A 17486-nucleotide genomic window follows, 5' to 3' on the forward strand; every position below is an offset into this window, starting at 1 on the left:
TGCCTGAAGGCTTTCGGCTACTATAATCAGGCTACTATACGGGTACAATATGAGCAGTTATCCTGGTATAAATAGGTACCATGCTATGTCATCAGAAGCCTTATCCGGGCCAAAAGCCCTCGGCGCGTTTCTGCGCGCGCACCGCGAACGCATCACGCCGGAAATGATCGGCCTGCCCAGCTCTTCGCGCCGCCGCACCAGCGGCCTGCGCCGCGAAGAGTTGGCGCAAATCAGCGGCATCAGCGCCACCTGGTATACCTGGATCGAACAGGGCCGCGAGGTGTCCATTTCTCCTTTCACGCTGGCGCGCATCGCCAAAGCGCTGCGGCTCGGCCCGGCCGAACGCCACTACCTGTTTACCCTGGCGCGTATCGCCGACCCCGAGCAGGAAGCGCACCGAGAAACCGCCAATGACGCGGTGCTGCAAAGCGTGCATCAGATGACGGTGCCCTGCTATCTGCTGGACGTGAGCTGGAACGTCGTCGCCTGGAACCCGCAGGCGGCGGAGCTGTTCAGCGGCTGGCTGGATGTGGCCAACAGCCCCAACCTGCTGCACTTCATGTTCTTCCACCCGTTGGCGAAAACGCTGGTCAGCGATTGGGAAGAGCGCGCGCGCCGCGTGGTGGCCGAGTTTCGCGCCGAGACCAGCCATCATCAAAATACCGAAGAGATGCGCGCCTTCGTGCGCAACATGACGCACAACAGCGCGGACTTTAATCACTGGTGGAAGCAACATGACGTCATGGCGCGCGAAGGCGGCGAAAGAGCGTTCGAGCATCCTCAGCGAGGCGCGCTGCGCTATCGCCAACTCACCTTCCATCCGGCGGAGCACGCCGGTCTGAAGCTGGTGATGCTGATCCCGCTGCCGCAATTGGTAACAAATTCATAGGCAGGTTTACCCGCCATTTATTTATTGGTTCATGTAAACGCGCTAGGGTAATTGATACCGATGATAGTGATCATCCAGCACCGTTATTTATCTCCTGAGGTACTCCTATGCAATCCGAAGAACAACGCCTTATCGATGGTCTGTTTGGCCGCCTGAAAGAAGCCGAGACCAAGACGGGCCCACGGGATCTCCAGGCAGAGCAGCAAATCAACCAGCATATTCGCGAGCAGCCTTCCGCCCCTTATTACATGGCGCAGGCGATGATTATTCAGGAAGCGGCGCTCAAGCAGATGGATCAGCGGGTCAAAGAGCTGGAGGCCCAGGTGGCGCAGCTGCAGCAAACCGCCAACGGCCAGCAGAGCAGCGGCGGCTTCCTGGCCGGCCTGTTCGGCGGCGGCAGCCGCAGTACGCCAAGCCCGCGCGAACAGTATCAGGCGCAGCAGCAAAATACGGCGGCCTGGAACAACGCGCAGCAGCCGCAGCAACCGGCCTATGCCCCACCGCAGCAGGCGGCGCCTTCACGCGCCGGCGGCTTCCTGGGAGGCGCCTTGCAAACGGCGGCGGGCGTCGCCGGCGGCGTGGTATTGGCCGACATGCTGACCGGCATGTTCCGCCATTCGCAACCACAGGAAATCGTAAATATTATCGAGGAAACCCCGGCGCCGCTGGACGACAGCGCAATGCGCAATTTCGACGCCTCCAACAACCTGGATACCTTCAACAACGGCGATGGCGGCAGCTTCCTCAACCAGGACAACGGCTTCCAGAACGCCAACTATCAGGACGACACGGACTACGCCGACGACGATTACAGCGACGACGACGACTCCTTCCTGTAATTCCCTTCGCCCCCTCTCACCCGCAGAGGGGGATTTCCCGTTTCGCCATTCTGGTCTACAGTGAACACTGTTCATTCATCCAGCAGAGAGAAACGATGACAAGCTTTAATCCTTCCACTCCTTTCTTCAGCGAACGCCTGCAGATGCGCCCACCGGTGATGGGGGATCTCGCGCGTTTCTACGCCATCTTCGGCGATCCGCAAACGCAGCGTTTCAATCCCGCCGGCCCACTCACCAGCGAAGCGCAGGCCGCATCGGCGCTGCAAGAGAGGATTTCCGGGTGGCAACAACACGGTTACGGTTCCTGGGCGATCGCTCTGCGCGAACGGCCGGATTGGATTATCGGCTTTGGCGGATTGTCCCGGAAACCGCTCGGGGCGCAGCGCACCGTGAACCTCGGCTATCGCTTCGATACTCGCGTCTGGGGCATGGGATTGGCCACCGAGATGGCGCGGGCGTCGCTGCAATACGGTTTTGCCGGATTGGCGCTGGAGGAGATTTCCGCCATTGTGCGTGCGGAGAATCAGGCGTCGTGGCGAGTGCTGGAAAAGATCGGCATGCAGCAGGTGGATACGCTGGATGACGTGCCCGGCGCGGCGCCGAGCCTGGTGTATACGCTAAAGCGCTGCGACTATCAGGGCTGATCGTCGCTGATTTTGGCCAACGCCATGCGGTAAGATTTGACCTTCTGGCGCTTTTTCAACCAGGTGGCGGTAGAGACAATGAATACCGCGCCCGACATCGCCAATACGCCGGTTGGATGGCCATAAAACACCATCAAGGCAAAGTAGACGGCGGAAACGATCGCCACCCATTTCGCCGTATTGCCCATGTCGTTTTTCTCTTGGGTCAAACGGCGGATGTGCTCTTCTTCACTGATTCCCATACGCGCTCCTTGTTGGCTGAATGACCCATTATATGGAGCTGGAGTGCTGATATTTCAAGCGGTTGGATGGTAAAGAAGCGTAAAGCTCAGGCCGGCGGCTCCCGCCGCCGAGGCAGATAGCGCCCGGGCTGGTCGGCACCCGGCAGGCCGCTGCCGTCGTTGCGGCCAAACAGCCGGTAGCGATTGCCGGCGACCGCATCGTAGATCTTGTCCGCCAGTCGCGGCGGCAGGAAACGCGCCAGCGCCAGCGCGCGGTACGGCCATCCCACTTGGCGCAGCGCCCGAAACAACGCCGCCGAACGCAGCCAACAGCGCCCCTGTTCCACATAGACCACGGAATCGAAACGGTCGGTCGGCAATCCCAGCGCCTGCAGGATTGCCTGCCCTTCGACGGATTGCACCGTCGCCAACAGAATGCGCCGCTGCCGATCGGCGCGAACAAGGTATCTCACCAGCCCATGACACAGGTTGCATTCGCCGTCGAACAACAACGCGCGATCGCCGGGCTGCAGATAAGGCAGCTGTGATAAAGGGGTCATCCCGCCTCCCGAAAAATGCTCGCCTTAGCCTAACGCGCCTGGTGCGCCCAGGCCAGAGCGGGATGACGGGGCGTGTTAAGGCCCGGGCGGTGCGTCAGGCACCGCCACCACCGCGACGCGCACTTCGTAATGTTTGGCGCTGCCCGCCGGGATCACCGCCGTCAGTTTGTTGATGGTTTCCACCGGATTGTCGCTGGCCGAGGTGGCGCAGAACAGCTCACCGCCGCGGCAGAACCCCGGCTTGGGCGGGTGCCCGCCCGGGAAAGGCGGCATGCGCATCGGTTCATCCGCCACAGGCGGCAACGCTTTGGCCGCAGGCGCCTCGGGGGCAGACATCGCGCTCGCGCTGAACAACAGCGCCATGCCCATGCAGGGCAGCGCCAGGATCTTGATTGCTTGTTTCATTGAATTAGCCTCATTTGCCGGGTTCGGGATTACGCTACCCCGCCCCCGGCCCATGAGAAAGCCGCTTTTCGCTACCTTTTCGCCCCGCTGCGCTTTGCTTACACGCGCTTAACGTGATGAGAGGCAAAAGGTTGGGTAAAGGGCCGTTGCGTTACTTGCCGTTCGTCAGCGTGTTGTAGCTGGTCATCAGATTGCGGTAGTCCGGGATATGGTTGGAGAACAGCGTGCCCAGGCCTTCGATGTCGTTGCGCCAGTCGCGGTGCAGCTCGCAGGCGACGCCGAACCAGGTCATCAGCTGCGCGCCGGCGGCCTCCATGCGGCTCCAGGCCGACTGACGCGTCAGCTCATTGAAGGTGCCGGAGGCGTCGGTCACCACAAAGACCTCGAAACCTTCATTGAGCGCCGACAGCGCCGGGAATGCCACGCACACTTCGGTCACTACGCCGGCATGATCAGCTGCTTGCGGCCGGTGGCTTTCACCGCCTTGACGAAGTCGTCGTTGTCCCAGGCGTTGATCTGGCCAGGGCGAGGAATGAAGGGAGCATCGGGGAATTGGGCTTTCAGTTCCGGCACCAGCGGGCCATTGGGGCCGTTTTCGAAACTGGTGGTGAGAATGGTCGGCAGGTTGAAGTACTTCGCTAAATCACCCAGCGCCAGCACGTTGTTTTTAAACCGATCGGGATCGATATCACGCACCAGCGAAAGCAGCCCTGCCTGATGATCCACCAGCAATACGGCGGCCTGGTCTTTGTCGAGGCGCTTGTAATTTGCAGTCATGGTTTTACTCCTGTGGGGTTGATGTTGCAGATGAAACGCCCCGCCGCAGGGCGGGGCGTTGAGGTTTAAGTGTAGCGCCTGAGCCGGGGAACACTGTCCGCCCCAGGCGCCAAGGTTCAACCGGCGCTCGCTTCGGCGTTCATGCTGCCGAACTTGCCGCTGTTGAAATCGCGGAACGCCTGCTGGATTTCCGCGTCGCTGTTCATGACGAACGGGCCGTAGCCGACGATAGGCTCATCGATCGGTTCGCCGCTCAGCACCAACAACGCGACGTCGTTGTTGGCTTCGATGGTGATCGAATCCCCCGCCCGGTCGAAACGCACCATTTGGGTTTCGCGCACCACGTCTTCACCGTTAACCAGGATCGCGCCGTGCAGCATCACCAGCGCCAGCGTATGGCCTTCTTTCACCGTCAGCGTGGTGGTATGGCCGGCATTCAGCTTCATGTCCCACACGTTAAGCGGGCTGAAGGTGCGCGCCGGGCCGGCGTGGCCGCCAAAGTCACCGGCGATCACCCGCACCTGCCCTGCGCCGTCCGCCAGAGGAACCACCGGAATATCGGCGTTCAGCAGCGTCTGATAGCCCGGCTCGGCCATTTTGTCCTTGGCCGGCAGGTTGACCCACAGCTGCACCATTTCCATGGTGCCGCCCTTGCGCGAGAAGTCCCGCGAATGGAACTCTTCGTGCAGAATGCCGGAGGCGGCGGTCATCCACTGGACGTCGCCGGGGCCAATCACCCCGCCGCTGCCGGTCGAGTCGCGGTGTTCCACTTCGCCCTGATAGACGATGGTCACCGTTTCAAACCCGCGATGCGGGTGCTGACCCACGCCACGGGTGCCGGAGGCGGAGCGGAATTTGGTTGGCGCTGCGTGATCCAGCAGCAGGAACGGGCTCATTTCCGCTCCCAAATCGTTATAAGAGAACAGCGAATTCACCAGGAAACCGTTACCGACCCAATGTGCTTCCGGGCTGTTGTGAATACCGAGGATTTTTTTCATCTTGAACTCCCGTTTCAGACCTCACGGCCTTAAGTTGATGTCAGAAGTTTAATCCGCCGGGGTTTGCTGCAGTAGTAGGCAAGATGTACACTCAGCGTTCTACTGGTAGAACGATAAGGGATGCGATGCTGACCGATCTGAACGACCTGTTTTTCTTCGCCAGCGTGGTCGATCACCAGGGATTCGCCCCCGCCGGCCGGGCGCTGGGCATTCCCAAATCCAAACTCAGCCGCCGCGTAGCGCTGCTGGAAGAGCGGCTGGGCGTGCGCCTGATCCAGCGCTCGACACGGCGCTTCTCGGTGACCGAGGTCGGCCAAACCTATTACGCGCACTGCAAGGCGATGCTGGTGGAAGCGGAAGCCGCGCAGCAGGCGATCGAGCAGACGCGCGCCGAGCCCTGCGGCACGGTACGCATGTCCTGCCCGGTGGCGATCCTGCACACTCGCGTCGGCAGCATGGTGGCGGCCTTTATGGCCGATTATCCCAAGGTGACGGTGCATCTGGAGGCCACCAACCGCCGGGTGGACGTGGTGGGGGAAGGGTTGGATCTGGCGATCCGCGTGCGGCCGCCGCCGCTGGAGGACAGCGATCTGGTGCTGAAGATCCTCGCGCAGCGCACCTGGTGCGTCGCCGCCAGCCCGGCGCTGGTGCGCACCCTCGGGCCGGCGCAAACGCCGGAAGACCTGCGTAAATACCCGACGCTCGATCTCGGCCCGGCGCGCGCTCAGCACCAATGGCGGCTGACCGGCCCACAGGGTGAACGGGTGGAGTGGGAGCACACGCCGCGGCTGGTCACCGACGACATGCTGATGCTGCGCACCGCCGCCATCGCCGGCGCCGGCATCGTACAACTGCCGGCGATGATGATGCGCGACGACATGCTGCGCGGCGAGCTGGTGCAACTGTTGCCTGGCTGGCAGCCGCAGGGCGGCGTGGTGCACGCGGTCTACCCGTCGCGCCGCGGCCTGCTGCCGGCGGTGCGGCTGCTGCTCGACTATCTGGGTGAGCAGTTCGCCAGCATTGAAGAAGAGTAATCAGGCGGTGATTTCGATCGCGTTGCCGTCCGGATCGCGAATGACGGCCTCGTAGAAGCCGTCGCCGGTCCAGCGCGGCGCGGACAGCAAGATGCCCTCCTGCCGTGCGCGCTGCGCCAACCGATCGACCTGCCGCTCATCTCCCAGCGACAGCGCGATGTGCGCCCAGCCTACCCGCTCCTCCTGCGCCTGCGCCGGCAGCAACGTCGGCACGCGCATGATCTCCAGCGTCGGCCCGGCCGCCAGGCTGACGAAGCGGGAAACGAACCCCGGCCGATTGCGGCTGACGTACTCCTCCCCCGCTTCACCGTTGAAATAGCGCTGCCAGAACGCCAGCTGCGCGTCGATGTCACGGGTCCACAGGGCAACATGGGCTATTTTCATCATCATTCTCCGGTCGATAAATCGCTGTGCCAGATCTGGCCGCCGCCCTGCGCCACCTGCTGCTCAAGCTGCGGGTGCGCGCCGCGCGCCGTCACCAGATGATCCACCCGCCCGGCGGGCAGGAAGGGGTAAGGGGCGTAGGTATTGAGTTTGTCGCGGGTGCACAGCACCGCCACGCTGCCGGCGCGCGTCAGCAACCGCTTTTTGAACGTGGCGTCCTGGTAACTCAACGCGGAGAAGCCGCCGGCCGGGTCGTAGGCGCAAATGCCGGTGAACACCAGATCGAAATGAAATCCGTCGATCTCTTCCGCCGCCTTGGCGTCCACGCAGCCGCCGACCTGCGCATCCAGTTCGCCGCCGATCAGGATGGTGCGGATCCCCGGCCGTTCCAGCATTTTGCCGGCGATGCTCAACGCATTGGTTACCACCGTCAAACGCCGATCGCGCGGCAACAGATCCGCCAGATACAGGTGGGTGCTGCCGGCATCGAGGAAGATCAGCTGTTCTTCGCCGATCACCCCCAGCGCGGTCTGCGCCAGCGCCAGCTTCTCATCACCGCTGAGGGCAATGCGTGCCGCAACGGGGCCTTCGGCCGGCGTCGGCGCCAGCGCACCGCCATAGATGCGTTTGCACAGATTCTGTGCCGCCAGCTGACGCAGATCGCGGCGGATGGTCGCTTCGGTGGTATTCAGCCGCTGCGCCATCTCCAGAGCCAGCACTCGCCCCTGTTGGCGGAGCGTGTCGAGAATGGCCTGATGGCGCTCATTCGGTAACAGTTTGGACATCATGTCAATCCGGTGATGCTAAAGTAATCATAAATGTACACAAACGTACAAAATCGGACAAACACTTTTTTGGCAACACTCAAGCGGCGGCGCTCGTCTAGACTGAAAGTGACATCACAGATAAGGGATTATGACGCGATGACCTCCGCCGTGCTTTATACGCTGTTTCCCGCCGCAGCCACCGTCGTCGGCGCAGCGGTGGCGCTCTATCGCCGCCCCGGCGACGCCGCGATGCGCGTCATCCATCACTTTACCGCCGGCATCGTGTTCGCCGCCGCCGCCACCGAAATCTTGCCCGATCTCAAACAGCAGTCGCCTTTGGCGGTGTTGCTGGGCGGCGCTGTGGGGGTGCTGTTAATGTTGCTGGTTCGGCGGCTGGGCGAAAAAGCGCAGGGGCCGGTCGGTTTTATCGCCGCGGTCGGCGTCGATATCTTTATCAATGGGCTGGTGCTGGGCATTGCCTTCGCGGCCGGCGCCAAAGCCGGCCTGCTGTTGACGCTGGCGTTAACGCTGGAAGTGCTGTTCCTGGGATTGTCGATCGTCGGCGATTTGCAAGACTTTCTCGGCAGGCGGCTGCGCGTCATGGCGGCGATAGTTGGCCTGGCGCTGCTGTTGCCCATCGGCGGCCTGCTGGGGGCGCCGGTGGCCATGCTGGGCGCATTTTGGCTGACCGCCTTTCTGGCCTTTGGCCTGATCGCCCTGCTCTACCTGGTGACCGAAGAGCTGCTGGTCGAAGCGCATGAAGGCGGAAAGGAAACCCCGTTCGCCGCCGCGATGTTCTTTGCCGGCTTCCTGCTGCTGTTGCTGTTGGAAGAAGGTTTAGGATAAAAAAAACAGGAATTTCATGGCGCATGCCGCCCGGTGGCAACGCTTTGGCTATACTGAGGCAAGCGAAGTTACCGCAGACGTAACGGCTTGGGCGTAAAGGGAAAACGATGTTATTGACGATCGCAAGGTGGCTGTTTCAATTACCCGGGAAGCTGTTTGGGCTGATTTTTAAAAATCGCCTGAGGGTATTTCTGTTCTTCATGCTGGTCGCCCTCGGGGTGCTCGGCGTCAAGCGCTATCTGCTCACCCACCAGTATGACGACGAATTCAGCCTCGCCGCCCCCACCGATTACAACCGCGCCATCAAGCGCGAAATGCCGCAGCGCGAAGCGCGTGAGCAATGCGGCGGGCCGCTGCACGATAATGCCGGGCAACCCTGGCCCGCGTCAGCCGGCTATCTGCATCAGCCGACCGGCCTGCCCGCAACCGGCCTGCATCGGCTGACGCTGGACAATCAAGGCAACGATTTCGCGGTGTTGGTCAAAATGGAAACGCCCGCCGCGCCGCAGCAGCTGGCGGAAGTCTTTATTCCGGCCGCCGGCAGCTTCGAGGTTAAAATGAATGCGGATGCGGAACACGTGATGAAAATCAAGAACATCAAGACCGGCTGCATGTTCCGCTCCAGGCCGTTCAACCTGGATAAACGGAGCGATTGGCGCATACCGTTATCGCTGCAAAAGGACGGCAGCCTGCAGCTGCAGTCGATAGGCGATCGGCAATTCTGATCGGGCGCCGGGCAGAGTCGCCGGCGCCGCAGAGGTTTACTTTTTCACCGGGTGATCGCGGCGGAACAGCTCCCAACTTTCAATTTCCTGCCCATTCGGCAGCGTACAGGTCGAATACTGGCCCGCCGCGTTTTCTTTGGCGTTCAGCTTGCCGCCGATTTTGGTGCAATACACGTCGGCCGGGTTCGCCATGCCGATCGGTTTCACCTGCGGCGGTGGCGGCGCATCGTTGGATTTCACGGAACACCCCTGCAACATCGTCATCCCTGCCAGCAGGGAAAGCATCAACGTTTTTTTCATTTTTCCAGCTTATGCAAAATACCCACGGCGAGCGCTCCGCCGTGGGTTGATCATGAAATAAAGGATTTGCCCTGTTTCAGCACCAGATCGCAGGCTTTTTGTTTCACCTTCTCGGTGATCTGCGAGGTGCCCAGGCTGTTGAGATCCAGGCTCTTGCCTTCACCGGTCTGCAGCAAGCCACCCAGGCCCTGCTGATAATCCTGGCTCTTGGCGTTTTCAGTGCTGGTGATGCCCAGTTTGCTGAGCAACTGATCTTTCACCCCTTCGGCGCCGTTAGCCGACAGCACGTTGTTTTTCACACAGTATTGCAGGATGCCGGCGGCGTTGGTCATGCTGCTGGAGCTTAACGCCTTGTCGCCGCCGTTCAGCAGGCCGGTCAACGAGGAGAGCGACATGCCGCCGCCGCTTTCGCCGCCAGACTTGCTCAGTTCGCCCGCCGCGCTGTTGAGAGAATCCATCAGACCGGCGGCCTGGGTGGCGCCGCTGGCCAGGGTCGCGGACAGCGCCAAAGCCAGCAGTAAACGATGTTTGGTGATCATAGTGATAAAACTCCTGTAAGAACGGCATGCAATCGGCGCAGCGCGCCGGGATACCTCTCCGACGCCGCCTGCGGCGACAAGTTCCTTTTATCTCGCCGCCGCGCCGTTTTTCGGAATTCAGGAAGTTTAGAACTGCCAGCGCAGCCAGGCGAAGAACACGTTGCCGTTGTTATAGGTGCCGGGAATGTAGGTCGCCTGGAACGTCAGCCGCTGATAGCCGATAGAAGCCAGCGGCAGCGGCGCCGGGATAGGGATATATTTCCAGTTATCGCGCGCGGTGACGCTGGCGGTGAAACCTAGCCCCAGGCGGAAATCCTTGTCATCCAACGGACGCCAGATCTTCTCGTAGGCGTAGCCGCCGATCGGCTCCCACTTGTTGAAGGAATCCTTGAACGCCATGATGTAGATGCCGTGCCAGTCACCGTCGCTGTCGTAGCGGGAGATGCCGTAACCGGCGCCCCACGGGCGCTCGTTGTACTTATCGATATGTTCGTCATCGTAAGTCCAACGGTTATGCCAGGTGATGGCCGGAATATAGAGATCGTGGTTCGGCGAATTGTTCCAGGTCTCCGACACGTTATGGGTAAAGCGCTGCCATAGACCCGGTTTTTCGGCCTGCGCGGTATTGCCACTTTCTGTACTAACCTCAGCGTAAGAAGGCAGTGCAGGAAATATCAACGCCAGAGAACATGCCAACAGAGTCCGTTTGAGAAACATGGTAAAGCTCCTGTAAAAATACGGCCGAAGATTTTTACCGATAGCCCAGGCAAGATCAAGCTGTATCCAATTTATCCAACGCCCGTTTCGCCTTGGTTAAGCTTAGCATCGGAAAATTCGCATTGGTTTATAACGGGTTGCACCGACATCTGCATGTTAGCGCCTTTCGGACGGCAAAACCGTGGGAAAAGTCCGCTTTGTCGTTCGCTACTCGCGGGCCAGGTGCTTGACCAACACATCGACATCGAGGCGGTTCACGAACGCCAGAGAATAAGGCCGAACAGTCGATTTTAAAACGCCGAAGGGTGACGCGCGGCAACGGCAACCCATCACGCTCCTCATGAATCAGTACCAGCGCCTGTCGATGGCTTTCATCGCTCTTTCCCCCGCAAACCGGCGCCACTGCAACGCTGACTCTCTGGTCGGCATGCGCCATCCAGGCGCACGTAGAGAAAAGTTTACGTATCGGCCCCAAGGAATGTGATGGTCGCCACGTTATATTAGCGCCCGTAACGACGCTTGTTTACGCCGGCCCGAGGCGGCGCGCATTGCAGCCCCGTAAAGTAAAACTGACAACACGACGCGAATAAAAAAGCGACATTGTTAATTTTTTGTTTTTGATTGGTTGCGCGATGGTTTCATGAAATAAGCGTGCGGCGGATCACCAAAATGCCTCTTTGCGCCGGCTTCTGCCTTATTTACCAGCAAAGTAGCGTTACGCCACCCGATGGGATTTAACGCGGCGTCAAAAGTACCGGATGATTCGCCCTGCATCATGATAAATGCCAATACGCCGCCATTTTTCTGTCGATATACCGCCAGGGAAAAATACCGCACTGTCCTCCTGCATAATAACCACACTCTTTATACATTATTCAATCGCGTAAAGCGCCGAATACAAACCGCCTATTCATCGGCTGCCACGCCTGTCTTGAACAAGCCGACACTTTAAATAACTGTTAATGCTAACGACACAACATCGCCAGCAATTTATTTTTGCTGATTTTCGCCTGACAAAATAAAGATAAATAATTCGGAGCAATCAATGAAAATAACTATCGGGTCATTCATTCTGCAACAGCTTCACGCCCTGAACGTCGATCGTATTTACGGCGTGCCCGGCGACTATAACCTCAGCCTGCTGGAGCTGCTGGAAAACGACGAGCGGCTGGCGTTTGTCGGTAACTGCAATGAATTGAACGCCTCCTACGCCGCCGACGGTTACGCCCGCATGAAAGGCGCCGGCGCGCTGATCGTCACCTACGGCGTCGGCGATCTGGCCGCGCTGTCCGGCATCGCCGGGGCCTATGCCGAATCTTCGCCGGTTATCTGCATCGCCGGCACGCCGCCGCTGCATGCGATGAAAAATCACCAGCTCTTGCACCATACCCTGGGCGATGGCAATTTCGACAACGTCATGAACTGCTTTAAACAATTCACCGTTGCGCAAGCCTTGATTACGCCGGAAAATGCCGCACAAGAAATCCCACGCGTTATTTCCCGCGCCTGGATAGAGAAGAAACCGGTGTATTTACAGCTGCCGTCGGATATTTGCGATGTGGAAATTGAAATCGCCACGGCGGCGACGGCACCGCAATTACCGGCCAGCGATAAATACAATGTGCAATTAGCGGCGATGGCGCTGTTAACCAAAATCAAACGCGCACAGCGCCCAATCATGTTGGTCGATCAAATGGTGGATCGCTACCAGTTGCAGCAGTTGGTCATCGCGGTCGCTCACCGCTTCGCCATTCCGCTGACCAATATGCCCACCGCCAAATGCATTATCCCGGAAAACACCGCCGGTTGGATGGGCGGCTACAGCGGCAATCTGTCGCGCCCCGAACTGTATGAACACATGGCCCACTCGGACTGCGTGCTGAGCTTCGGCGTGCGTTTGGTGGATTCCACCACCGGCTATTTCTCGCAGCACATTCCCGCCGCCGCTCAGGTGGACATCCAACCGTTCTCAATGAAGCTGGACAACACCTCCTACCCGGCGGTGTCGACGGCGGATCTGCTGCAGGCGCTGTTGGATCTGAGCGAAGACGCGCCGGCGCAGCCCCTGACGCCGTTGGCCAGCCCGCATGAGAAGCTGGCGACGCCGAGCGACACGCCTATCGACCAAGCCTATCTGTGGCGGCGCATCCAACGCTTCATCCGGGCGGATGACGTGGTGGTGGTGGAAAACGGCACCTCCGGCGCGGCCATCGGCGGCATGCGCATGCCGGACGGCGTCAAGGTGGTCAACCAACCGATTTGGGGCTCGATCGGCTATACCCTGCCGGCGCTGCTCGGCACCCTGATGGCGGCCCCTGAACGCCGCCACCTGCTGTTCATCGGCGACGGCTCTTTCCAGTTGACCGCGCAGGAAGTGTCCACCCTGCTGCGCTGCGAGCAAAAGCCGATCATCTTCCTGATCAATAACGACGGCTACACCATCGAACGCTATATCCTCGGCGAAAGCTCGTCCTACAACGACATCAGCCCGTGGGACTACGCCAAACTGCCGGCGGTGCTGAATACTCGATCGCAGCCGTTCAGCGTGGCGGTGGAAACCACGCAACAGCTGGAAATGGCCCTGGAACACGCCTCGCGGCAGGATAGGCTGGCGTTTATCGAGGTGAAAGTGCCGATGATGGACACGCCGCCGGTGATGAAAGAGTTCTGCAACCGTTGCAACAGCTTTAACTTCGGCCTGACCAACCCGCGCCGCAGCGCCTGATGCGCGATCGCGCCGCCGGTGACTCAGGCCGCCGGCGGCGTTTTCTTTAGGGTTAACCGCCGGCGCGCGCCATGCAGCGCTGGCGGCGTTCATCCACCCGCTTGGCGAACCAGGCGGTGGTCAGCTTACGGGTGATTTTCGGGCTTTCCAGTTGGATGCCCGGCAGCATCTCGCGCGGCAGCTTGCCGCCCGCCAGCGCATAGACCTTCTTATACAGGTCGGTATCGGCAAAGTCGGCCGTGTCGCCTTTCTCCAGCGCCCGGCGAATGGCGCTGTCGCTCATGTTCAGGCGCTTGCCGAGCGTGCGCACCGCCAGCTCGGTAGAGCCGGGCTTGTCGCTGCCAAAGTCGATCAGATCGCCGTCCAGCGCCAGCGGAATGGCGCTCGCCCGGCTGACCGCGTTTTGGAACGCCGCGTTGCGGCTGGCGTACCAGCCGGCGTTGAAGTCGGCGAAGCGGTAAATTGGCCGGCTATAGTCGGCCGGGTACCCCAGCAAATGCATAATGCCGAAGTACATGCCGCCGCGCCGGCTGAAGACTTCGCGCCGAATCGAACCGTCAACCGGATAAGGATACCCTTTGGCGTGCGCCTCAGCGAAGGCGACGCTCACCTGCATCGGGCCGCCGGTATGAACCGGGTTCAAATGACCGAACAGCTTCTGCCCCATCGGCACGCGGTCGATCATGTCATCGAAGATATCGCTCAGATCCTTTTCGGTGCGCACCTTATCCAGGCGCTCGCTGTAGCTCTGGCCGTTCGACGACGAGATCTTCAACGCGGTATGCACCAAAAAGTTCGGGATATGCATCTGATCGGCGCGGCGGTCGATCTCTTTCCAGGCGATCTTCGGCAGCCCCGGCACCTGCGGGTTAGCCTGGAACGTCGACTCCTGTTCGGTGACCGCCAGCACCGAGCACAGGTTCTCATCGCTCGGCTCAATGCCCTGCGCGGCGAACGCGGCGGTGATATCGGTGGCCCAACCCTGACGATCGCCGGCATTGGCCGGGATCAGCGTCATCAGTCGCGCTTTGACGTCGGCGGGGCGCGCCGCCGGCGAGGTGGTGGTGGTTTTGCTGGTACAGCCCGCCAGCGCCAGCAGCGCGGCCAGGCTCAGCAAACGGAGGGGCTTCGGGTGGCATAAACGGCGTATCGACATCTTTTCCCTGAACGTGATGACATGAACAGCACTGAAATTAGCCCAGCCGCCGCGCACAATCCAGTATAAAGATCTCGCCGCGCCTTTCCTTCAGGCTGCTATGTTCAAACGATCGATAAAGATGTATTTTATATACATCATATAAATCACTTTGCTTGCCCAGCCAGAGGAGCCCCCTATGGAGCAGCAGTTGCTTTGCTATAAAACCCTGCCGGAATGGAACAGCGACACGCTGCCGGAAGCCTTTCGTCAGCGCCACAACACCCAGAGCGGCACCTGGGCGAAGCTCACCGTGCTGAGCGGCAGCCTGACGTTCGCCATGGTGACCGAAGACGGCGCCACCACCGAGACCTGGCAGTTTAGCCCTGAAAGCCAGCCGCCGTTTATCGCCCCCCAACAGTGGCATCGCATCGTTTCCTTTTCGGACGACATGACCTGCCGGCTGGCGTTTTACTGCACGCCGGAAGATTACTACCACAAGAAATACGAACTGACGCGCACTCACTCCGAAGTGATCGAGGCGGCGGCGCGCATCGCGCCGGGCAAGGCGCTGGATCTGGGCTGCGGCGGCGGACGCAATTCGCTCTACCTCAATCTGAAAGGTTTCGATGTCACCGCCTGGGACAAGCATGCGCCGTCGATAGCCCGCCTCAACCAGATCGTCGACGCCGAGCAGCTGACCCGCCTGAGCGCCGGGGTGCAAGATCTCAACACCCACCGCTTCAGCGGCGACTACGACTTTATCCTGTCCACCGTGGTCTTGATGTTCCTCGAGCGGCAACAGATCCCGCATATCGTGCAAGACATGCAGGACAGCACCGTGCGCGGCGGCCATAACCTGATCGTGGCGGCGATGGATACCGAGGATTATCCCTGCCCGCTGCCGTTCCCGTTTACCTTCGGCCGGGTGAGCTGAAGCATTATTATCGCGACTGGGAGATCCTCAAATACAACGAAGACGTCGGCCAACTGCACAAGACCGACGCCGCCGGCAACCGCATCTCGCTGCGCTTCGCCACCCTGCTGGCGCGCAAGCTATAGCGCGTCGTGAAAGATAATCCCCAGCGTGTGGCGTTGGCCGGCGCGTATTCGGCTGACGCCGTGGCGCAGATTGACCCGATAACAGCCTTTCGCCCCCGCCACCGGCCGGTGATGCACGGCGAACACCACCGCGTCGCCCTGTTGCAGCGGCACCACCTCCACCCGGCTCTGCATCCGCGGCCGCTGTTCGGTCAGCACGAACTCGCCGCCGGTGAAGTCCTGCTCGGGGGCGGAGAGCAGAAACGCCACCTGCAGCGGAAACACTCGCTCGCCGTACAGGTCCTGATGCAGACAGTTGTAATCCCCCGTTTCGTAGCGCAACAGCAGCGGCGTCGGCCGCCGCTGGCCGGCCCGGCGGCATTCCGCCAGGTAGGTTTCATGTGCGACGGGATAACGCGTCTCCAGCCCCAACAAGGCGTTCCAACGGTTGGCCACCGGCGCCAGCCGCGCATACATCAGTCTGCGCGCTTCGGCCACCGGCGGCGGCAGCGGATAGGCGAAATAGCGGTACTCGCCGCGGCCAAAACCGTGCTTCGCCATCACGACGCGGCTGCGAAAATGCGCATCCTGCGGGTAGAGCCCCGAAAGCTCGCGGCACAGCTCTTGGCTGAGCACGCCCGGCAGACGCACGCAGCCCTGCTCATCGAGTTCACGTTCAATTGCCGCCCAGTCCAATTCGGCCAGCCGGGTCACCAGCGCGCCGCTCATCGCTGCGCCTCTTTTTCCAGCAACGCTTTCTTGCGATCGACGCCCCAGCGGTAGCCGGACAGCGTGCCGTCGTTGCGCACCACCCGGTGGCAGGGGATCGCCACCGCCAGCATGTTGGCGGCGCAGGCGCCGGCTACCGCGCGCACCGCTTTGGGAGCCCCAATGCGCCGAGCGATATCGGCATAGCTGACGGTTTCGCCGACCGGTATCGCCTGCAGCGCCCGCCAGACCCGCTGTTGAAACGCGGTGCCGCGAATATCCAGCGGCAGCGCCAACCCGTTCTCCGGCGCTTCAATCAGGCCCACCACCTGCGCCATCAGCGCTTCATACTGCGCGTCGCCGCCGATCAGCTCGGCGTTGGGGAATTTGTCCTGCAGATCCTGCACCAGCTGCTGCGCATCGTCCCCCAGCAGAATGGCGCAGATGCCCACCTCGCTCTGGGCCGCCAGGATCTCGCCCAGCGAACAGCGCCCGACGGCGAAATGGATGCGCATGCCTTTGCCGCCCGCCCGATAGGCCTTCGGCGTCATGCCCAACGCGGCGTTGGCCTGCTGGTAGAAGCGGCCGTTGGCGCCATAACCGGCGTCGAAGATCGCGTCGGTCACCGTTTCCCGCTGCGTAAGACCGGCGCGTAAGCGTTGGCTGCGCTGCGCGTCGGCGTAGCCTTTCGGCGTCAGGCCGGTGATCGCTTTGAACAGCCGGTGGAAATGGTATTGGCTCAACCCGACGTGGCGCGCCAGCGTCTGCAGCGACGGCGCTTTTTCCGCCTGCTCGATATAGCGGCAGGCCTCAGCTATCTGCCGCGCATGCTGTTCCGTCAGCGGCGTCAGCCCCTGCCGGCAGCGTTTACAGGGCCGATAGCCGGCCGCCTCCGCCTGCTCCGCGTCGTCAAACAGCTCCACGTTTTGCCGATTCGGTTGGCGTGACGGGCAGGAAGGCGAGCAATACACGCCGGTGGTTTTCACCGCGTAGATAAAGCGGCCGTCGGCGTGCTTGTCGCGGCTGACAATCGCCAGCCAGCGCGGATCGGCGCTGTCGATTACGTTTTTCATCATCCGTTCCTCACTGCGGTTTCGATGTTAACCAGCATAGTGACGGGCCGTTGGCGAAACACGCCGACTCTTGCTTTTTAATTCGTCGCCGACGTTTTCAACAATCTTTCGACAATTTTTAACCAACAACATGAAGTTTATTACGTTGCCAACCCGGTT

Annotated in this window: 20 protein-coding genes and 2 pseudogenes; 8 read left to right on the forward strand and 14 right to left on the reverse strand. The window is 60.8% G+C overall.

The features are described 5' to 3' along the window. Positions 1-85: 85 nt before the first annotated feature. The 3 genes from ITX55_RS10295 (at position 86) to ITX55_RS10305 (ending at position 2372) form a co-directional block, all read left to right on the forward strand. Positions 86-889 (forward strand): helix-turn-helix transcriptional regulator, encoded by an 804-nt coding sequence (locus ITX55_RS10295; RefSeq protein ID WP_108680221.1) that lies wholly within the window; start codon positions 86-88, stop codon positions 887-889. Positions 890-996: 107 nt separating this feature from the next. Beyond that, entirely contained in the window at positions 997-1728 is a 732-nt protein-coding gene (locus ITX55_RS10300) for a DUF2076 domain-containing protein (RefSeq protein WP_033642019.1), read from the forward strand. Positions 1729-1823: 95 nt separating this feature from the next. Continuing rightward, positions 1824-2372, forward strand: a complete 549-nt coding sequence (locus tag ITX55_RS10305) for a GNAT family N-acetyltransferase (RefSeq protein ID WP_072628307.1) — start codon at positions 1824-1826, stop codon at positions 2370-2372. Here the strand turns inward: ITX55_RS10305 and ITX55_RS10310 are convergent. From ITX55_RS10310 to ITX55_RS10330, 5 genes and pseudogenes are all read right to left on the reverse strand, one after another. Further along, the gene (locus tag ITX55_RS10310; RefSeq protein WP_033642017.1) at positions 2363-2614 is read right to left on the reverse strand and encodes a hypothetical protein; all 252 of its coding nucleotides are present in this window, start codon (positions 2612-2614) and stop codon (positions 2363-2365) included. The two genes, ITX55_RS10305 and ITX55_RS10310, sit on opposite strands and share 10 nt — an antisense overlap. Before the next feature lie 86 nt (positions 2615-2700). Beyond that, entirely contained in the window at positions 2701-3153 is a 453-nt protein-coding gene (locus ITX55_RS10315) for a thiol-disulfide oxidoreductase DCC family protein (RefSeq protein ID WP_042783761.1), read from the reverse strand. A gap of 75 nt (positions 3154-3228) precedes the next feature. Continuing rightward, complete coding sequence (locus tag ITX55_RS10320) at positions 3229-3558, reverse strand: hypothetical protein (RefSeq protein WP_042783760.1); 330 nt, start codon at positions 3556-3558, stop codon at positions 3229-3231. A gap of 151 nt (positions 3559-3709) precedes the next feature. Then, positions 3710-4335 (reverse strand): annotated as a pseudogene (ycaC, locus tag ITX55_RS10325) (isochorismate family cysteine hydrolase YcaC). A 116-nt stretch (positions 4336-4451) separates the two neighbouring features. Beyond that, positions 4452-5333 (reverse strand): pirin family protein, encoded by an 882-nt coding sequence (locus ITX55_RS10330; protein ID WP_016928920.1) that lies wholly within the window; start codon positions 5331-5333, stop codon positions 4452-4454. 125 nt (positions 5334-5458) lie between these two features. Here ITX55_RS10330 and ITX55_RS10335 point away from each other — a divergent pair, with 125 nt between their 5' ends. Next, positions 5459-6367: a LysR family transcriptional regulator gene (locus ITX55_RS10335; protein WP_004940584.1), complete on the forward strand. Its 909-nt coding sequence runs from the start codon at positions 5459-5461 to the stop codon at positions 6365-6367. On the opposite strand, the gene ITX55_RS10340 is transcribed toward ITX55_RS10335, so the two are convergent. Together ITX55_RS10340 and ITX55_RS10345 are read right to left on the reverse strand one after the other, a co-directional pair. Then, a complete protein-coding gene (locus tag ITX55_RS10340; protein ID WP_033642012.1) occupies positions 6368-6751 on the reverse strand; it encodes a VOC family protein in 384 nt (127 codons plus the stop codon). Positions 6752-6753: 2 nt separating this feature from the next. Then, positions 6754-7536 (reverse strand): DeoR/GlpR family DNA-binding transcription regulator, encoded by a 783-nt coding sequence (locus ITX55_RS10345; protein WP_033642011.1) that lies wholly within the window; start codon positions 7534-7536, stop codon positions 6754-6756. Positions 7537-7674: 138 nt separating this feature from the next. On the opposite strand from ITX55_RS10345, the gene ITX55_RS10350 reads away from it, so the two are divergent. Together ITX55_RS10350 and ITX55_RS10355 are read left to right on the forward strand one after the other, a co-directional pair. Then, a complete protein-coding gene (locus ITX55_RS10350) occupies positions 7675-8364 on the forward strand; it encodes a transporter (RefSeq protein ID WP_223085031.1) in 690 nt (229 codons plus the stop codon). A 107-nt stretch (positions 8365-8471) separates the two neighbouring features. Beyond that, entirely contained in the window at positions 8472-9089 is a 618-nt protein-coding gene (locus ITX55_RS10355; protein ID WP_033642009.1) for a hypothetical protein, read from the forward strand. A 36-nt stretch (positions 9090-9125) separates the two neighbouring features. Here ITX55_RS10355 and ITX55_RS10360 read toward each other — a convergent pair whose 3' ends face one another. The 4 genes from ITX55_RS10360 to ITX55_RS10375 all read right to left on the reverse strand — a co-directional run bounded on the left by ITX55_RS10360 (position 9126) and on the right by ITX55_RS10375 (position 11482). Beyond that, on the reverse strand, positions 9126-9389 hold the full coding sequence (locus ITX55_RS10360; protein ID WP_019454261.1) for a DUF333 domain-containing protein: 264 nt from the start codon (positions 9387-9389) through the stop codon (positions 9126-9128). 50 nt (positions 9390-9439) lie between these two features. Beyond that, the gene (locus tag ITX55_RS10365) at positions 9440-9928 is read right to left on the reverse strand and encodes a DUF2501 domain-containing protein (protein WP_033651046.1); all 489 of its coding nucleotides are present in this window, start codon (positions 9926-9928) and stop codon (positions 9440-9442) included. 126 nt (positions 9929-10054) lie between these two features. Then, the gene (gene pagP / locus ITX55_RS10370; RefSeq protein WP_033642007.1) at positions 10055-10645 is read right to left on the reverse strand and encodes a lipid IV(A) palmitoyltransferase PagP; all 591 of its coding nucleotides are present in this window, start codon (positions 10643-10645) and stop codon (positions 10055-10057) included. A gap of 603 nt (positions 10646-11248) precedes the next feature. Further along, positions 11249-11482 (reverse strand): hypothetical protein, encoded by a 234-nt coding sequence (locus tag ITX55_RS10375; protein ID WP_159085266.1) that lies wholly within the window; start codon positions 11480-11482, stop codon positions 11249-11251. 208 nt (positions 11483-11690) lie between these two features. On the opposite strand from ITX55_RS10375, the gene ITX55_RS10380 reads away from it, so the two are divergent. Continuing rightward, positions 11691-13370 carry an alpha-keto acid decarboxylase family protein gene (locus tag ITX55_RS10380; RefSeq protein WP_108680219.1) on the forward strand — a complete coding sequence of 560 codons (1680 nt, stop codon included), beginning with the start codon at positions 11691-11693 and terminating at the stop codon, positions 13368-13370. 52 nt (positions 13371-13422) lie between these two features. On the opposite strand, the gene ITX55_RS10385 is transcribed toward ITX55_RS10380, so the two are convergent. Further along, on the reverse strand, positions 13423-14526 hold the full coding sequence (locus ITX55_RS10385) for a DUF1615 domain-containing protein (RefSeq protein ID WP_033651045.1): 1104 nt from the start codon (positions 14524-14526) through the stop codon (positions 13423-13425). A gap of 178 nt (positions 14527-14704) precedes the next feature. Between ITX55_RS10385 and tehB the strand changes: the two are divergent. Further along, a pseudogene (gene tehB, locus ITX55_RS10390) lies at positions 14705-15567 on the forward strand (SAM-dependent methyltransferase TehB). On the opposite strand, the gene ITX55_RS10395 reads toward tehB, so the two are convergent. Together ITX55_RS10395 and ada are read right to left on the reverse strand one after the other, a co-directional pair. Continuing rightward, complete coding sequence (locus ITX55_RS10395) at positions 15562-16275, reverse strand: 2OG-Fe(II) oxygenase (protein WP_108680217.1); 714 nt, start codon at positions 16273-16275, stop codon at positions 15562-15564. The pseudogene tehB and the gene ITX55_RS10395 overlap by 6 nt on opposite strands. Next, positions 16272-17327 (reverse strand): bifunctional DNA-binding transcriptional regulator/O6-methylguanine-DNA methyltransferase Ada, encoded by a 1056-nt coding sequence (ada, locus tag ITX55_RS10400; protein WP_042783753.1) that lies wholly within the window; start codon positions 17325-17327, stop codon positions 16272-16274. The genes ITX55_RS10395 and ada overlap by 4 nt, the downstream gene beginning before the upstream one ends. Between the last annotated feature and the right edge of the window lie 159 nt (positions 17328-17486).

It is taken from the genome of Serratia sp. EWG9 (genome assembly GCF_019913725.1).
GTDB lineage: Bacteria > Pseudomonadota > Gammaproteobacteria > Enterobacterales > Enterobacteriaceae > Serratia > Serratia ureilytica.

Excerpts from the sequence above, each read along its gene's own strand:
- ITX55_RS10360 (WP_019454261.1), bottom strand. The coding sequence starts at position 9,389 with ATGAAAAAAACGTTGATGCTTTCCCTGCTGGCAGGGATGACGATGTTG.
- ITX55_RS10365 (WP_033651046.1), bottom strand. The coding sequence starts at position 9,928 with ATGATCACCAAACATCGTTTACTGCTGGCTTTGGCGCTGTCCGCGACC.
- ITX55_RS10385 (WP_033651045.1), bottom strand. The coding sequence starts at position 14,526 with ATGTCGATACGCCGTTTATGCCACCCGAAGCCCCTCCGTTTGCTGAGC.
- ITX55_RS10295 (WP_108680221.1), top strand. The coding sequence starts at position 86 with ATGTCATCAGAAGCCTTATCCGGGCCAAAAGCCCTCGGCGCGTTTCTG.
- ITX55_RS10345 (WP_033642011.1), bottom strand. The coding sequence starts at position 7,536 with ATGTCCAAACTGTTACCGAATGAGCGCCATCAGGCCATTCTCGACACG.
- ITX55_RS10320 (WP_042783760.1), bottom strand. The coding sequence starts at position 3,558 with ATGAAACAAGCAATCAAGATCCTGGCGCTGCCCTGCATGGGCATGGCG.
- pagP (WP_033642007.1), bottom strand. The coding sequence starts at position 10,645 with ATGTTTCTCAAACGGACTCTGTTGGCATGTTCTCTGGCGTTGATATTT.
- ITX55_RS10340 (WP_033642012.1), bottom strand. The coding sequence starts at position 6,751 with ATGAAAATAGCCCATGTTGCCCTGTGGACCCGTGACATCGACGCGCAG.
- ITX55_RS10300 (WP_033642019.1), top strand. The coding sequence starts at position 997 with ATGCAATCCGAAGAACAACGCCTTATCGATGGTCTGTTTGGCCGCCTG.
- ITX55_RS10350 (WP_223085031.1), top strand. The coding sequence starts at position 7,675 with ATGACCTCCGCCGTGCTTTATACGCTGTTTCCCGCCGCAGCCACCGTC.
- ITX55_RS10355 (WP_033642009.1), top strand. The coding sequence starts at position 8,472 with ATGTTATTGACGATCGCAAGGTGGCTGTTTCAATTACCCGGGAAGCTG.
- ITX55_RS10380 (WP_108680219.1), top strand. The coding sequence starts at position 11,691 with ATGAAAATAACTATCGGGTCATTCATTCTGCAACAGCTTCACGCCCTG.
- ITX55_RS10315 (WP_042783761.1), bottom strand. The coding sequence starts at position 3,153 with ATGACCCCTTTATCACAGCTGCCTTATCTGCAGCCCGGCGATCGCGCG.
- ITX55_RS10395 (WP_108680217.1), bottom strand. The coding sequence starts at position 16,275 with ATGAGCGGCGCGCTGGTGACCCGGCTGGCCGAATTGGACTGGGCGGCA.
- ITX55_RS10330 (WP_016928920.1), bottom strand. The coding sequence starts at position 5,333 with ATGAAAAAAATCCTCGGTATTCACAACAGCCCGGAAGCACATTGGGTC.
- ada (WP_042783753.1), bottom strand. The coding sequence starts at position 17,327 with ATGAAAAACGTAATCGACAGCGCCGATCCGCGCTGGCTGGCGATTGTC.
- ITX55_RS10310 (WP_033642017.1), bottom strand. The coding sequence starts at position 2,614 with ATGGGAATCAGTGAAGAAGAGCACATCCGCCGTTTGACCCAAGAGAAA.
- ITX55_RS10335 (WP_004940584.1), top strand. The coding sequence starts at position 5,459 with ATGCTGACCGATCTGAACGACCTGTTTTTCTTCGCCAGCGTGGTCGAT.
- ITX55_RS10305 (WP_072628307.1), top strand. The coding sequence starts at position 1,824 with ATGACAAGCTTTAATCCTTCCACTCCTTTCTTCAGCGAACGCCTGCAG.